The sequence below is a fragment of the Bdellovibrio sp. MYbb2 genome (genome assembly GCF_056175685.1).
On sequence record NZ_JBJKJI010000001.1, the window covers coordinates 148,690 to 164,856 of the forward strand.

Genomic DNA, 16,167 nt, shown 5'->3' on the forward strand with positions numbered 1-16,167 from the left:
GGCAACCTAAAGGTCTTTATAATAAACCATATCTTCAGCAGCGGCGTATTTTGCGACGATCCGGCGAAGAGTGCCGTCTTTTCTCATGTCACTGATGGCCTTTTTGATTTGCTCTGCCTCGGACTTCGAAATTCTTCTTAAAGAAAGATAAATTCCGCCTTCCATTGCATAGTTGGGATCCGGGACGGCCACGACGTTTTGATTAAAATCAGGAATCGCCTTTTGGTAATAGTTGTACACAGCCGGCGAAGTAAACATCGCCTGCACCCGGCCCGAGCTGACCTGACGATAGCCCGTGGCAGGGCTTGGATACTCGACAATGCGACCGGCGCCGAAAAGCTCTTTCTTTTCTTCCGGCTTTAAAAAGAATCTGGTCCCGATCTGATCACCGAATTTGATACGGGCATCTTTGATATAATCACCGATGCTGCGTGCAGGATCATAAAACGCTTTGTTTACCAGAAGCTTGCGAACGGTCGAATACACCGGAACATATTCACCTGAAGAACGGAATTTTTCAGAAGGAATCACCAACCCCACAATGTCCGCGCGCCAGTTTTTAAAGTCATCATGCATGCGAGGAGCATCCATCGGCGCTTGCGAAACAACACAACCCAAACGAAGCGACAGTTCATTCATGAACTCGAATGTCAAACCATGGATGTGACCTTCATTGTTCACATCAAACAGCGGCGCATAGTTATTCACAATAATGCGGAAGCGACGTCCGCAGTCTTTTGCTGACGCCATTGTAGAGAAACAAAGAATCAAGATTGGTAAAATAAATAACCGTGTTTTCACACTGTAATCATAACAGCGATTCAACAAAGAACGAACAAGAAGGCCTCACCCTTTCAGTCTTGTAACAAGACTAAACTCAAGGCAGTTCTTGCGCCCACGTGTCAGGGATGACGATCTTTGCATCCTCTTCCCAGAATTCATAAGGCGCTTTGTCGCCACGTTTTCTTTTTTCACGCTCCAAATTCACCAAATCGGAGCGGAGCACTTCACCGGAAGTGTTCTTGGGAATTTCCATGAACTCCACCCTGCGTATACGTTTGAACGGAGACAGACGCATGCGTGCAAAGTTCATAATGTCCAAAGCCAGCTCTTTGCTGGGTTCAACACCCTTACTGACCGTGATCAGCGCTTTCGGAACATTTTCGCGAATCGGGTCCGGACTCGGAATCACCACCGCCTCGCGAATGGCAGGAAATTCTTTCAAGACAAATTCAATTTCAAAAGGACTGATCCGATAATCCGAGGACTTAAACAAACCATCTATACGGTCGCAATAGGTAAAGTTCCCCATGTTGTCCAGGTACGCGGAATCTCCGGTGTGATAGTACTTTTGTGAAGAATCCAGTCCTGACATTAACCCCCAGGGGTTGTCCGAGATATCCACACAGATTTCCCCGCTGTCGGTCTCTTCACCCTTATCGTTAAGCAGCGCGATTTTGAATCCTGGCAAGGCTTTCCCGGAAGTTCCAAAGCTGTCTTTTTCTTCCGGCGGCACCCCAATCAAAGTGGCCGATTCGGTCTGACCATAACCATCGCGAATGAAAAGACCCCACGCCTGATGCACTTTCGAAATCAGATCCGCGGTCAAAGGCTCCCCGGTGCTTAAAGCTTCCCGTAAATGAACGTCATAGGATTTCAGATCCTCCTGACATAACAAACGCCACACCGTCGGCGGAGCACAGAATGACGTGATCGGATATTCATCCAGCACATCCAGAATCAAACTGGCGTTGAAGCGTTTTTCCTTAAAGACAAAGATGGTGGCCTCGGCATTCCAAGGCGCGATAAATGAATTCCAGTCATGCATGGCCCAGCCTGCCGAATTGATTCCCAGATGCACATCACCGGGATGCAAACCCATCCAGTACATGGTGGACAGATGCCCAACGGTAAAACCGGCATGACTGTGTTCCACCAGCTTGGGCTTCACACTGCTGGAAGATGTGAAATAGCGAAACAGCGGATCGATGGCTTTGGTGCGTTCAGTGACTTCGAACTCGGCGCTTTCTTTATAAACTTCCGGATAAAAGAGCCAGCCTTCCATCTCGGCATCCACCACGACCGAAATCACTCCGGAAGATGTCACATCAAATTTTTCCGTATGGGATTTGGTCGTGGCAATCATCTTGATCTTTTCACGGTTCAAACGATCCGTAAGCTCCTGCTGGGACAGTAGGGGATTGTTCGGAACGATCACCGCGCCGATTTTCATGGCGGCAAGCATGATCTCCCACAGGGCCACGTCGTTTTCTATCAAAAGAAAAACCGAATCGCCCTTTTGTAATCCCCGGGCCCGCATAAAGTTTGCGACCTGGTTTGAGCGTTTGGAAATTTCGCTGAAACTGAACTTCTTTTCATGTCCCACTTCGTCGACCAGCCACAAACCGATCTTGGAATTGCCCTCGGCCATGGGATCGAAATAATCCAGGGCCCAGTTGAAATCATCAAAGCGGGGCCAGCGGAATTGGCTGTAGGCGTGTTTATAGTCTGAACGGTGCAGAATCAGAAAGTCCCTCGCCTGCTCAAATTCATTACGAAAACTCATACAAACCTCCCGCGACTTTCCAAGATTAGCATTTGTTCCTCGACTCGCCGATCTGTGTTTCTACATTGGACTGTGCAAGCACAAGCCAACCATGATAAAAAAATGCATGGGAATTTTTCGTACTGTTGCCAGCACACTCATTCTTGCGATCTTCGTCTATGTCTCTCATCAGTTGACCCGCTTTACGGATTTTTCGTGGCAGGGAACAACTTTGATTGTTAGCCTCCTCGCATTCCTATTTGCTTTGGTGATTGGAACATTCCTGTTCTTCTGGAAAGAAAAAAAGCTGGACGTCAATCCATGGCGGGATCGTCTTTTGAACGGTTCCCTCACCGTCATGGCTTATATCAATTTTCTGATCACGCTGGTGATTTTGCGGGACCTGCTGGCTTTTACGGATAAGGTGACCGGCACTTGGATTTCTCTGGACGTGCTTTACAGCTCACAAGCCACTGCGGCCCTGATGGGACTGCCGGTGGTGATGGTTGCTGTGGGTAACGCCATTGTCCGCCGTGGAGCCCGCGCCAAAGTCATGCCGATCAGTTTTGCCAACCTGCCGTATGAATTGGAAGGTCTGCGTATCGTCCACATCACTGACTTGCACATCAGCCCCAGCCTGCCTCTGCGTCTGGTGCAAAAGCTGGTCGATCAGGTCAATGCAATGAAACCGGATATGGTCGTCTTTACCGGCGACATTCTGGACAGCTTCGTTGAAAAACATCAGCGCGAATTTGAAATCCTGAAACAGATGCGCGCCACCCATGGGATCTTTTATGTCCCCGGAAATCACGAATACTATTGGGATGCCCCAAAAGGGCTTCAGGCTTTCCGGTCCCTGGGGTTCCAGGTGCTGATCAACCAGACCGCCACCCTGAACTTTGGCAAAGCCGAACTGCAGATCGCCGGCATTCCCGACCCCGCCGCCCTGCACTTCCGCCAGGAAGGTCCGGAACTGGAAAAGGTCGCCCACCAGCTGCGCCCGGGGGCTTTCAAGATTCTGCTGTCCCACCAGCCTTCACTGGCCCCGCATGTGGAAAAGCTGGGGGTGGACTTGCAGCTTTCCGGGCACACCCATGGCGGACAGTTCTTCCCGTGGAACTGGCTGATTGTGTTCTTTGAACGCTATGCCAAGGGGTTGTACCGCCTGGGAAATATGCAGCTCTATGTCAATCAGGGAACCGGTTACTGGGGGCCGCAACTGCGTCTGGGAACTTATTGCGAACTGACTGAAATTATCCTTCGCAAGGCTTAAAAAACGGGGTATTAATTTCCCCTATGTCCCGAGAGAAAGATCCCCTCAAAACCCGTCAGTACGCCAAGAAAAAGGTCATGGACATGATCGCGCGGCGGGACCATTCCGAAAAAGAACTTCGCACCAAACTGAAAGAGAAGTTCTCGGACGAAGAGGACGTGGGGGATATCATCGAGGAGGCGATTGAGTTTGCCAAAGACAACCGCTGGCTGGGCGACCCCGTCGACCTGGCCCATCGCTTGGCTGACATGCTTCATCGCCGCAACAAGGGCATCTATTACATCAACAACTACCTGAAGGAAAAAGGTCTTCCCGCTGTTGAGACAGATCGTGCTTTGGAGCTTGAAAAGGCGCTGGCGATTGTCAAAAATAAGTACGACGAAGACCACAAGTTTTCCCGAGATGAAAAAGCCCGAGTGGGCCGGTTGCTGGCTTCCCGTGGATTCGATTCTGAGACCGTAAGAAAGGTTATTTATGAAAAGCTCTGAGATCAGAAACGCCTTTATCAAATACTTTGAGAAGAACGGACACAAAGCGGTTCCGTCCTCTTCCCTGATTCCTGAAAATGATCCCACGTTGCTTTTCGCCAACGCCGGCATGAATCAGTTCAAGAACACGTTCCTGGGTCTTGAGAAGCGTGACTATACCCGTGCAGTCAGCTCCCAAAAGTGCGTGCGCGCTGGTGGCAAGCATAATGACCTTGAAAACGTGGGCTTCACAGCCCGTCACCACACTTTCTTTGAGATGGTGGGGAATTTCTCTTTCGGTGACTATTTCAAAAAAGACGCCATTCACTTTGCATGGGAATTCCTGACAAAGGAACTGGCGATTCCAAAAGAAAAGCTTTATGTGACCGTGCACATCTCTGACGATGAGGCCGCCGACATCTGGCACAACCAGGAAGGCGTTCCGCGCGATCGCATCTTCCGTTTCGACAAAGACAACTTCTGGAAAATGGGCGACACCGGTCCTTGCGGCCCTTGCACCGAGATCTTCTATGATCACGGCCCGAAAGCCGGCACCATTTCTGATCCATTCAAAGGCATCGAAGCCGGTGAAGACCGCTTCGTGGAAATCTGGAATCTGGTGTTCATGCAGTACTTCGAAAATCCTCCGGGCACTTTGACTCCGTTGCCAAAGCCATCTGTCGACACCGGTGGTGGTCTGGAGCGTATGTCCGCAGCCATGCAGGGCGTGTTCAACAACTACGACACGGATCTGTTCCAGCCGATGATTCAGCTGGCGTGCAAGATCGGCAATATCGAATACATCTCTGACAAAGAAGTTCTGGCGAAAAATCCGGCGGCAGCTGAAATCACTTCTGCTCTTCGCGTACTTGCGGATCACTGCCGCTCCACTTCCTTCCTGATTGCAGACGGCGCGTTGCCGTCCAATGAAGGCCGTGGTTACGTTCTTCGCCGTATCATGCGACGTGCGATCCGTTACGGTCGCAAGCTTTCTGCCGACAAATCCTTCCTGCCCGGCATGGCGGAAGCTTTGATCGAAAGCATGGGCTCTATTTATCCGGAACTTAAGACCCGCCGCGATCATATCCTGAACACCATCCGTGACGAAGAAGACCGCTTCATCGCCACTTTGGACAAAGGCACCACGATCCTCGAAGACGAGCTGAAAAAAGCGAAATCCAAAGGCATCAAAGAGCTTTCGGGCGAAGTTGTCTTCCGCATGTATGACACTTACGGCTTCCCTGCGGACTTGACCCGCGTGATCGCCAACGAACAAGGCATCGAAGTGAACGAGGCCGCGTTTGAAAAGGAAATGGAAGACAACCGCGCAAAATCCAAAGCCAGCTGGAAAGGCAAATCCATGGGTGCTGATGAAGCGCACATGATCAAATTTGCGAAAGACTATCTTCAGTCCGGCAAATCTGTGACCTTCCTGGGCTATGAAGGAACAATCGGCGACGGTAAAGTCATGGGTCTTTCAAATGGTCAGGCCGAAGTTCAGGAACTGAAAACCGGCGACACCGGTCTGATGATTCTGAATGCGACCACTTTCTATGGTGAAGGCGGCGGCCAGTCCGGCGACGTGGGTTACATCATGCAGGACACCAACCGTGCCCGCGTGATCAACACCACTAAAATCGACGATATCGTCCTTCACCACGTTGAAATCGAACACGGTTCCTTCAAGGTGGGCACGGCGGTTGTCACGGGTGTGGATCCAGTCGAAAGACGCAACACTGCGGCCAACCACTCTGCAACTCACTTGTTGCACGCGGCTTTGCGCAAGGTTCTGGGCACTCACGTGACTCAGGCCGGTTCTTTGGTTGATTCCCAGAAAACCCGTTTCGACTTTACTCACAACAAACCGGTTTCTTCTGAAGAAATCAAAAAAATTGAAGACCTGGTGAACGAACAGATCGCCCGCGGCAATCCGGTGCAAACCGAGATGATGTCCCACAAGGCAGCCCTTGAAAAAGGCGCGATGGCATTGTTCGGTGAAAAATATGCGAGCGACGTGCGTGTACTGACCATGGGTGATTTCTCTTGCGAGCTTTGCGGCGGTACTCACGTGAAGAACACTTCTGAAATCCGTCTGTTCAAAGTCGTTTCAGAAGCGGGCGTCAGCTCGGGTGTTCGCCGTATCGAGGCCATTACGGCTGACAACGCTGTTTCTTACATGATGAGCGCTGTGAGCCATCTGGATGATGCTTTGGCTGCTGCCGGCTTCCAAAAAAGCCCGCACTACATCAAGCATCTGGAAACCACCGGTGAAAATGCCACTTTGGCAAATCGTGTGGAGTCCCTGAAAGATCAGGTGAAGCAGCTTGAAAAGGAAATGAAGAAGCTTCAGGGCGGTCAGGTGAATGTGGATGACCTGGCAGCCAACGCACTGACCTTCAAAACCAAGGCCGGCGCTTCTGCGAAACTGGTTCTGGCGGATGTTCCATTGGATGACCGTCAGGTTCTGGCGGAAGTCACTGATCACTTAAAAAATAAAATCCAGTCCGGCATCGTGGTTGTTGTCGGCCAGGGTGACGGCAGTCATCCAATCATCGTCAGCGTATCGAAAGAAATTTCCGGCGAAACAAAAGCCGGTGATCTTCTGAAGGAAGTTGCTGGTGTTATGGGTGGCAAAGGTGGCGGTCGTCCGGACTTTGCTCAAGGGGCGGCACCAAACCGTGCGCAACTGAACGAAGCCTTCGGCAAAGTGAAATCCATGCTGGGTCTTTAAGACCAAAAAAAAGGGCCCTTGGGGCCCTTTTTCTTTATCTACTTATTCGCAGTTCATCGCTGTCCAGTTGTTACGAACGTGGGAAACATAGGCCTGGAACACATCTGCCAGGCCTCCACACAGATCCTTCAGGCCTGTCCCGCAGGAATCCTTTTCTTCACCCAGATTCACACGGGTTTCATTGGCATACAAAGACGCATACGCCGGCTTGTATCTCATCGCGCACATGTCTGCTGATTTCACCGGTGCCGCGCACACGGAAGAACCGCTCAGGATTGTTTTCAGTTCCGACAGACTGCCCGCAGACAGGCAGCGTTCCTGAATCACCGTGTTCACTTCATCCACCAGCTGAATGCGGCCTGAATCGGTCGCAATCACCAGTCGATACTGACCCAGCTCACTGGCTTTGGCAGCAACGCCTTCAACCACGGTGTCAGACACATTGGGAATTTCAACATAAGTGACTTTGGCGGGAGTGTTTGCGGAATCACCACCACCGGATGGAGGAAGCGCCACAGAAACATCATTCAATGATGCCATTTCAGATGTCTGAAGCGAGTTCTGACTGCAGTTCTGGAATCCCAGAATGAGACACACAGTCCCGGTCAGCAGTGCCAAACGTTTAGTCATGAATTCCCCCTGTTTGCCCGTTTCATAATGAATAGAGGCAAGATCCGTTCCGCGCTCGGACCTTCGTAATATCGGGATAAGCTGTTAGAAACTTAACGCTGTCTTAAGAGTTTGCAGGGGCTGTTTTGATGTCTTCAGCGCAGTATTTTTGAACGATTTCCAGAACGGTCTGTTTGCGCACGGGCTTGCCACAGTGCTGGTCCGCCCCGGCCATAAGGCTTTTTTCAATGTCTTCAGTAAAGCTGTTGGCGGAAATCACCACCACCGGCGTACGGCGCAGGCCCCGGGCCCGCTCGATTTCACGCAGCTTTCGGATCGTGTCCAGACCCGACATCTTCGGCATCTGCACATCCATAAAGATCATATCGTAATGACCCACCTCCCACAGCTCCAGGCACTCATAGCCGTTGTAAGCTGAATCAGTGGTCACATAATCCAGGCGCTTGATATAAGCCTTCAACAGCGTGTGATTTTCTTCCATGTCATCCACAATCAGGATGCTTTTTCGACCGGCGTCGGTCCCCTGGCGCACGACCTGTGGTGGCGGCGTCATTTCCAGATTAAAGCGCGTGCTCCACAGCTCGGCCCGGCTCGAAGTCACTTGCACCGAGAAATGAAAACGTGATCCCACGAACTGGCGGCTTTCACAGTAAAGCTCTCCACCCATCAACTGCACAATCTTTTGTGAAATGCTTAACCCCAGTCCGGTGCCCCCGAAGCGACGGGTGACCGATGAATCCTCCTGCCCGAATTCATCAAAGACTTTTTTCAGGTTTTCTTTGGCGATACCGATGCCGGTGTCCTTCACCTCAAAGAAGATGGTTTCTTTACCCGGCTCTTTTCCCGGATAAGGCTGCACCGTCAATTCAATCCCACCCCGATCGGTGAACTTGACCGCATTCCCCAGAAGATTCATCAACACCTGCTTCAGGCGCAAAGAATCCCCGACAATCAAACGGTCATGTTCGGGAGGATGAAAAGTGAACTGCAGATTTTTGCGCAGGATGGATGTGCTGATCAAAGCCTGCACTTCGCGCACCAGATCACTCAGCAGGAATTCCCGGCTTTCAAGCTGCATACGGCCTGATTCAAACTTCGAGAAGTCCAGGATATTGTTAAGCATGCTCAGCAGGGTATCCCCCGCACTTTGCAAGGAAATCAGAAGTTCTTTTTGTTCGAAATTCAAATGCGTTTCATTCAAAAGTTCCGCCGAACCCAGCATCGCATTCAGCGGCGTGCGGATTTCATGACTCATGGTTGAAAGGAACAGGGACTTGGCACGTGTTGCGGCTTCGGCGCGGTCACGTGAATCCTGCAGGCGGGCCAACGCCTCTTTATCCTGCGCGATCACGTACTTTCCGGTCATCCACACCATCAGGGTGAAAACCACATAGGCCACCAAGGCCACAAAACCAAAGAAGAACAAACGGAAGTACAAGCCGGAATAAGCTTCGGACTTTTCCTGATAGATCACCAGATGCCATGGCTTGCCTTTGATCGAACGGGAATACGTCAGATAAGTCTTGCCGTCCGAACCGGGGAAATCCTGAAGCTGGCGCTGATTCTGAATATTAAAAACTTTTTGCGAAATCTTGGGCATCGCCTTGAATTCATCCTGATTCATGGCACGCAGATATTTAAAGCCCAGCACCGGCGTGTCTTTGGCGATCAACGGCAGCACCGGGCGACCGTGTTCATCCACGATCAAAGCACCCCCGGTTTCACCTAGCTTGAAGATCCCCAGGCGATGGGCGATGTCCCCGGCCAGGGTGTCGATTCCCACCACGGCTTCAAGTTTTCCGGCATTGTTAAAAATTCCGGTGGAGGTGCTGAACATGATCTTTTCCATGTAGCCCTTGTCGAAATAGAAATCCGAATAGTTCACCCCGGAATTCTTTTCGTTCATCCACCACCACTGAACATCCGGATCCTTGTCGTAACCGGGTTCGGTAAACACTTCCGCCACGAAGGTGGAGGGTTCATTGTATTTGGGATTGGCAAACAGGGAATAATCGCGGTGAACAACATAGACATAGGATTCACGTCCCATGTATTCCCGCGCCAGACGGGGCCCTAAAGCGACCCAGGCGTTAAACTGTGTACTGTGACTGGCGATAGTCGCCGAAGCGAACTGGCGGAACTTTTCAACCCGCGTGCCCTTGGGCATCACATCGAAAAGTTCAACCATGCTTTTCAAGCGCTGAACGTTGGCTTCCAGCGTGGCAAAGTCATTGTTGATCCGGTCCACTTCGCGGGCCGAAGCCGGCTCCATGCGCTCCCGGATCGCGCGCTGCTCTTGAATGAAAAGATGCGTGCCATAGACCCCCAGTACCGTTAAAAGCACCAGGGTTGTCACCAGCTGATTCAGCAGGAATAAATGGACAAAGGTCAGCTTCTTTTTCATTCTTCCCGCAGATTAGAAGTTCACACCCAATCCAACAGTTCCATAGAAAGTGGTTAGCTTTGCGCCGGAACCGTCAGAGTTCTTTTCATAGTAATAGTTCTTCAAACCAAATCCGGCTTCACCGAAGAAGCGCGGAGTCCACAACACCTTCCCGTGGAAGTTCAGCACATAGTCATCACCCAAAGTGATATCGCTGTCAGTGGAAGAGAAATACTTGATAAATTCCATGTCCACCCATTTTGGATAGTTCATGAACGGGATTTTCGAGAACCAGTAATCAATCGCGCGCGGCATGGAGCGCGCCCAGAACAAACCCGCACCGATCTTCGGCACATTGTTGTCCCCCAAAGTCATCGCCTCGTATGCCACAATCAGACCCACGGTTTCATCTTTTTCCCACAGGCCCGGAGTAAAGCGATAGCGCAGATCCGCATCCATCACGGCCAGCTTCACGTCTTCAGAATTTCCGCCCGCAGTGGATGCTGGCAGATTCGTCAGGGACGTGAAGTATTTCGCACTGACACCCCAGCGCTGTTTGGACAGCCAGTAGTTCTGCCAGCCAAACAAATCATTAAACCACCAGGAAACGTGACCTTCACCCAGAACCACATAGTCAGATTCACTGGTCACAACGCCAGTCAGACGCAAGCTGGCTTCGCCGGCACCAGCGCGATAGATTTCAAAATAAGATTTGTGCGTGGCTTTTTCACCTGGCACATCCAAAGTCGCCGTGTTCATGGCAAACTTCTGAGGAGTTTCAAAATTCCAGACCGTCACGTTGTCTTCAACATCACGAACCGGCATCTGATCCTTTGAAAGATAAGTGCCCTTCAGCGCACGGGTTGAAATAAAGCGGCGGTCCTTCTGTCGAGGCGGTTCAGAGATCTCCAGATTATAGACAAACACCCCGCCGGATTTCCCCGGCAACACCAGACGGGCATTTTTCTGAGTCACATCAGCCTGCCACATATCCGCGCGGGCCCCGATCGTGCTTTCAAAGCCCAGCATCCTGGTCACAGAACCATAGTCTTCACCAAGCACGTTTTCAGATTCCAGCTTCAAAGGCTTGGGCAGATCACCAGTCAGGGTCACATCACCGGCTTTCTTTTCAGATTCGATCATGTCACGAATCACCGGAGCCACCGGTTCAGAAACGAATTCATAAGTCGCATCAGAATCCAGTGTCGCCAGGAACTGCACCGGAGTTCCCACCGCAACTTCTTCGGCCCCTTGCAGTTTCTTTTCTTCATTTTGGAAGATCACACGCGGGCTGGCTTCAGATTTGGTCACACCAATTTGTACGTTGCCTTCTTTGATTTCCACCCCGTACCACTGGGAACAGATGCTGGAATAACCTTTGCCGGCTTCAGCACGCAGACAGAAACGGAAACGTTCGCCGTCTTTCCATTGAGGGCCTTTGCTTTCATTGATTCCGGCATAGGACCAGGTGCCTGTTCCTTTTACCGGCTGTTTCCACAGCTCTTTCCCCTGCTGGCTGATCACCGACACTTCACCGCCGGGAACCAGTTCATGATTCCATGTCAGATTCAGGGTGTTCGTTTCAACCTTCGCAGCAAGGGATTGGTTGTCGAAAACTAGGCCGCCCACATCAAGCTGTTTTCCCTTGGACTTTTTCAGGTCATATTCGACCACTGGATTTTTTATTTTCAGCTCTTGATCCATCACTGAGAAGAACAGAGGCCGTGTGAACTCCGTCTCTTTTTTCTCAGCTTTTTCAGGAGTCTCCGCGGAAGCCGCGGCTGGAGCCGCTTCGGGAGTGGTGGGTTTTGCTGCCTCTTGTGCAAAAACAGTTTGGCAACCTAAGATGACGACCAAAGATGAAATCAAGCTCTTCACAGATGTTCCTTATGCAAAATTTCGTTAACACTAAGAATAATCTAATAAATACGAATAAGTCCTTTAAATCAGAGCACTTAAGACTTAGTACTAGGACCAGCTTGCGTCCAATGTGGAACTTTGCCCGCAGAGCCTAGACAAATAGTGCGATGCATTTGCATTGCATGGTCTAGGACACTGAAATAGCCTCCCCCCGTTCACCTTATAGGAGGTTTTAATGAAAAAGCTTGTTATGGCTGCGATGATTCTGATGGGTTCTTCCGCGATGGCAGACTCAAGAATCATGACTTGTGTTGTTCCTTCCGAAACTAACGCTGTTACTTTGGCAGTTGATTTGGCTGATGATCAGTCCGCTGACTTCGTAATGGTTAACCTGAATGAGCGCACTAAATCTGCTGTGTTCTTCTCTCAGATGGACAAAGGCACGATTGCTCAACAACTTCAGAACGGTTTCCTGAACCTGTTGGCTTTGACTGAAAAGTCCTCTCAAGTTGACGGTGTTATCACTAACACTGGTTTCTTGGGTCTGAGCCTTGAGTCTGATGGCACTTTCGGTGGCTTCCTGGCTGCTAACGGTAACATCTACCCATTGTCTTGCACGAAGTAATCTGTTCTTAACAGAGCTTTCAAGATGAAATGAAAAGCGCCTCGCAAGAGGCGTTTTTTTTATCGTCCGATGACGGCACCGGCGTTGGACTTCAGACACTTGACCTGACAGCTGTCGTACACGGTCACTTTCGTTCCCGGCACACACGTCAGATACAACGGACGAATCAAAGACAGCGCTTCTTCATAGCTGATCTTTTTCTTGCACTCCTGGACAATGACTTCCTGAATGGACTCGACCTTGCCGGCATAGGCCGACGCAGGCCCCAGAACCACGAATGTCATCACAAGCATTGAAAAGAAAATCATAACCCCACTCATCAGAAGTCCGTTCTTAGACTGAGGTAATAAGTTTTCAAAACACGATCCGTGCTTTGCACCGGACCAAACCCGATCGGAATCGCCGAATAGTTCTGCTGACGATAGCCCGCACGCACAGTCACAAGACTCATCCACTTGGTGGTGACATACAGATGTTCGCTGTTACCCGGGGTTGAATAGAATCTTGTCAGGTCCTCGGGCGCGGCCGAAAAATAAAACGGCACACCGGAACTGGTCAGCCATTCCAAACCCACCGCCCAATTTGAAAAACGATAGCGCGTGGAAACCAACGTCAGGCTGCCGTAGTTCGTTCCATAATCCTGATCTGTTCCAAAGCCCAAACCCGGAGCCAGCAATCCATCACTGATCGTGTTGGTGTAAGTGTGACTGAGCGAAACATCCACAGCGGTCTGAGCAATGCTGTTAAGCTCAAGCAGTGCTGTCAGGCCATCTCCCTGCATATTCAGATCAGAAGACCCCGTTCCCGTGAAGAAAGGCAGGCGTCCACTTTTATAGTACTGAAGAATTGCGCCCAGCTCGTCCGTCCATGACTGATTCTTCAAAGTGTAATCCAACTGGACCGAACCCATGTTAATCAAAGTTTCGGTGTCGTCGCCCACTTGAATACTGCCGTTGCTATCATCCGTTGGAGGACGCAGGAATTTTCGGTTTCCACCCCACACGACATCGGTGAATGGCGTGTACAGCACACGCACCGCCAGCTCATGATTTAAGGGCAAATAAGGATCCGCGCGGAAGGTGACAGCAACCCCGTCCAACGGCGCATCGAAGGTCAGCAGCGGATAAGTCCCCTGCCTTGGAAGCATGTCCCAGAAATGCTCCGGGCTGCCGTTCACAGTCGGCAATCGCCCCACGGACAAAGTCCAAACGGATTCAGGGCAGGACAAATCGACATAGGCTTTTTCCAGATATATCAAAGAACCGGAATTGGAATACACACCCTCCACATCGTGGATGTATGTGGGGTCTCCGCCCTGGGAACGCCAGTTGTTCATAAACTTCGTGGCGGTCAGTCGTGTATAGACGCGAATCTGCGGATTGATCTCGGCATCCGCATTCAACGAAAGACGCAGACGCAGATACTGCAAATCCGGATTATCAAAAGTTTCGGGATATTTTTCTTCAGCAGAAATATGATCGTAAGTGGAAATCAGAAAGCCCGACAGATTGAAGTATCGAAGGTTTTGATTGGCTTCCAGTTCGGCCAGACGCTCTTCCACAGTTTTCGGAGTCGCCACATACATGGAAGCCTGATGAGCATGCCCCACACATCCCAAGAACAACAACAATCCGACAACAGCATTTTTCATGCAGCGCCCTCCCCCATATAGAGGACTAGCACCCGCATGACAGCGTTGCAATGAGAGTAAAATTACAATTCTACGAGACTTATAAACAGGCAGTATTTAGAAAGATCAAAGAAACTTGAAAGAGACAGATTTTGAATAAAAAAAAGGGAGCTCGAAAGCTCCCTTTTTTCTTCCATTCGCAATTCTCGAAAGAATGCGTCCGAGCAAATTAACGCTTGGAGTATTGGAATCTACGGCGTGCACCTGCTTTACCGTATTTTTTACGCTCAACCATACGAGGATCACGTGTAACGAATCCAGCTTTCTTCAAGATCCCTTTGAATTCAGGATTGAAAGCGATCAAAGCACGAGTGATACCCAAACGGATCGCACCAGCTTGTCCAGACTCACCACCACCTGCTACAGTGATTTTTGCGTCGAATTTGCCGATTTGGTTCAAAAGATCAAGAGGCTGTACAATCACCATGCGGGATTGCATACGAGTCAAATAATCTTCAGATTTTTTACCGTTGATTGTGATAGTGCCTTTACCAGGCTTAAGGAAAACACGCGCTGCGCTTGTTTTTCTTCTTCCAGTTGCATAATAGAATTTATCAGCTGCTGCCATTTTCTATCTCCGATTATTTCTTAGATGGAAGGGTGAAAAGAGCCGGCTTTTGAGCAGCATGAGGATGCTCAGCACCAGTGTATGTCTTCATTTTCATGATAACATGACGGGATAGCTTGTTTGTTGGAAGCATACCGCGAACAGCTTCGTGAATGATGAAAGTAGAATCTTTCTCTTTCGCTTGAGCTGCTGTCATCTCTTTCATAGAACCGAAGAAGCGAGTGTGAGAATAGTACTTCTTATCCTGCCACTTAGTTCCAGAAAGCTCCATCTTGTCCGTGTTGATAACGATTACGAAATCGCCAGTATCAACGTTCGGAGTGTAGATAGCTTTGTTTTTACCACGAAGGATAGTCGCAACATGAGTAGCTACACGACCAACTTTTTGGCCAGCGGCATCGACAATCCACCATTTTCTTTCAACTTCATCTGCCTTAGCATTGAAAGTCTTCATTAGAGTCTCCAGTTTCATTTTGAACAGCCGGTTTTACCGTCCGTCTGCTCGGCAAAAATATGTTTGAGTTTAACAACGGGCTCTTACACTATTTTGCGGGAAGGGATGTTTTAAAGTTCTAGGCACCTAATGTCAAGGTCCTGAGGATAATAAACCTTCATCAAGTACAGGCCCTGCGCGGGGGCCGGCGGACCGGCTTTCATGCGGTCTTGAGCCGCAATAATGTCCTTCATCGTGGACGGAGCCAGGCCTTTGCGTTCCAAAAACATTGAGGTCCCCACAATATTTCGCACCATCTGCTTTAAAAAGCCGCTGCCGGTGATCGTGAACTGCATGACACCGGGCTTACGCCACTCCCAGTCCGCTCTGTAAATCTCGCGAACCGTATCCGGAACCGGGGTTCCGACCGATTGAAAGCTCTTAAAGTCTTGATTTCCCAAGAGATATTTAGAACTTTCCTGCAAATGTTCGATATTAATGGGCAGGCGCACCCAGTCCGCATAGCGATTCAAATGAGCGCTGGGACGGGGTTTATTCACTATTAGATAGCGATACGTTTTATGGGTCGCCGACAAAGTCGCATGGAAATCATCCGGGGCAATCCAGGCTTTTTTAGCCACGATGCTCGGGGGCAAGTGGGAATTCAAAGCCCAGCACAGGTCCCATTTCTTATTCGGATCAATCTTGCGATGCGTAGAAAAGTGGCAAACTTGGTTCAGAGCATGAACCCCGGCGTCTGTGCGCCCGGAAGCAAACAGGGTGATTTTTTCATTGAAGACCTTGGACAAGGCCTCTTCGATCACCTGAGCGACCGAAATCTGGTCCTCGGGTTTTTGTTTCTGCCAGCCGCAGAATCCTGTTCCGTCATAAGCAACGGTAAAACGCACTTTCGTCATCATGGGCGGGAACCTATCAGGTTCCCCTTAAGGCCGCAAGATGGC

The 16,167-nt window shown here is 50.2% G+C and carries 14 protein-coding genes; 4 read left to right on the plus strand and 10 right to left on the minus strand.

Annotated elements, in window-relative coordinates:
- Nucleotides 1–6: 6 nt before the first annotated feature.
- Entirely contained in the window at nucleotides 7–801 is a 795-nt protein-coding gene (locus tag AC04MQ_RS00740) for a substrate-binding periplasmic protein (protein WP_475390602.1), read from the minus strand.
- Nucleotides 802–877: 76 nt separating this feature from the next.
- Nucleotides 878–2,566: an AMP-binding protein gene (locus AC04MQ_RS00745; RefSeq protein WP_015089683.1), complete on the minus strand. Its 1,689-nt coding sequence runs from the start codon at nucleotides 2,564–2,566 to the stop codon at nucleotides 878–880.
- A gap of 106 nt (nucleotides 2,567–2,672) precedes the next feature.
- On the opposite strand from AC04MQ_RS00745, the gene AC04MQ_RS00750 reads away from it, so the two are divergent.
- From AC04MQ_RS00750 to alaS, 3 genes are read left to right on the plus strand one after another with little or no spacing between them, the layout of a single operon-like run.
- Nucleotides 2,673–3,818, plus strand: coding sequence for a metallophosphoesterase (locus AC04MQ_RS00750; RefSeq protein WP_015089682.1), 1,146 nt, complete (start codon nucleotides 2,673–2,675; stop codon nucleotides 3,816–3,818).
- Nucleotides 3,819–3,841: 23 nt separating this feature from the next.
- Nucleotides 3,842–4,306, plus strand: a complete 465-nt coding sequence (locus tag AC04MQ_RS00755) for a regulatory protein RecX (protein ID WP_475390605.1) — start codon at nucleotides 3,842–3,844, stop codon at nucleotides 4,304–4,306.
- Nucleotides 4,293–7,016 carry an alanine--tRNA ligase gene (gene alaS / locus AC04MQ_RS00760; RefSeq protein WP_015089680.1) on the plus strand — a complete coding sequence of 908 codons (2,724 nt, stop codon included), beginning with the start codon at nucleotides 4,293–4,295 and terminating at the stop codon, nucleotides 7,014–7,016. Before AC04MQ_RS00755 ends, alaS begins: the two co-directional genes overlap by 14 nt.
- 42 nt (nucleotides 7,017–7,058) lie before the next feature.
- Here the strand turns inward: alaS and AC04MQ_RS00765 are convergent, their stop codons facing one another.
- The 3 genes from AC04MQ_RS00765 to AC04MQ_RS00775 all read right to left on the minus strand — a co-directional run bounded on the left by AC04MQ_RS00765 (nucleotide 7,059) and on the right by AC04MQ_RS00775 (nucleotide 11,907).
- Complete coding sequence (locus AC04MQ_RS00765) at nucleotides 7,059–7,646, minus strand: hypothetical protein (RefSeq protein WP_015089679.1); 588 nt, start codon at nucleotides 7,644–7,646, stop codon at nucleotides 7,059–7,061.
- A gap of 103 nt (nucleotides 7,647–7,749) precedes the next feature.
- On the minus strand, nucleotides 7,750–10,050 hold the full coding sequence (locus AC04MQ_RS00770) for a hybrid sensor histidine kinase/response regulator (RefSeq protein WP_015089678.1): 2,301 nt from the start codon (nucleotides 10,048–10,050) through the stop codon (nucleotides 7,750–7,752).
- 12 nt (nucleotides 10,051–10,062) lie between these two features.
- Entirely contained in the window at nucleotides 10,063–11,907 is a 1,845-nt protein-coding gene (locus AC04MQ_RS00775; RefSeq protein ID WP_015089677.1) for a hypothetical protein, read from the minus strand.
- Nucleotides 11,908–12,124: 217 nt separating this feature from the next.
- On the opposite strand from AC04MQ_RS00775, the gene AC04MQ_RS00780 reads away from it, so the two are divergent.
- The gene (locus AC04MQ_RS00780; RefSeq protein ID WP_015089676.1) at nucleotides 12,125–12,514 is read left to right on the plus strand and encodes a hypothetical protein; all 390 of its coding nucleotides are present in this window, start codon (nucleotides 12,125–12,127) and stop codon (nucleotides 12,512–12,514) included.
- 59 nt (nucleotides 12,515–12,573) lie between these two features.
- Here AC04MQ_RS00780 and AC04MQ_RS00785 read toward each other — a convergent pair whose 3' ends face one another.
- The 5 genes from AC04MQ_RS00785 to truA all read right to left on the minus strand — a co-directional run bounded on the left by AC04MQ_RS00785 (nucleotide 12,574) and on the right by truA (nucleotide 16,125).
- A complete protein-coding gene (locus tag AC04MQ_RS00785; protein ID WP_235046232.1) occupies nucleotides 12,574–12,822 on the minus strand; it encodes a hypothetical protein in 249 nt (82 codons plus the stop codon).
- An 11-nt stretch (nucleotides 12,823–12,833) separates the two neighbouring features.
- Nucleotides 12,834–14,165 (minus strand): DUF3373 family protein, encoded by a 1,332-nt coding sequence (locus AC04MQ_RS00790; protein WP_015089674.1) that lies wholly within the window; start codon nucleotides 14,163–14,165, stop codon nucleotides 12,834–12,836.
- Between the two features lie 208 nt (nucleotides 14,166–14,373).
- Entirely contained in the window at nucleotides 14,374–14,772 is a 399-nt protein-coding gene (gene rpsI, locus AC04MQ_RS00795) for a 30S ribosomal protein S9 (RefSeq protein WP_011163075.1), read from the minus strand.
- A 13-nt stretch (nucleotides 14,773–14,785) separates the two neighbouring features.
- A complete protein-coding gene (rplM, locus tag AC04MQ_RS00800) occupies nucleotides 14,786–15,226 on the minus strand; it encodes a 50S ribosomal protein L13 (RefSeq protein ID WP_015089671.1) in 441 nt (146 codons plus the stop codon).
- A gap of 110 nt (nucleotides 15,227–15,336) precedes the next feature.
- Complete coding sequence (gene truA, locus AC04MQ_RS00805; RefSeq protein WP_475390610.1) at nucleotides 15,337–16,125, minus strand: tRNA pseudouridine(38-40) synthase TruA; 789 nt, start codon at nucleotides 16,123–16,125, stop codon at nucleotides 15,337–15,339.
- Between the last annotated feature and the right edge of the window lie 42 nt (nucleotides 16,126–16,167).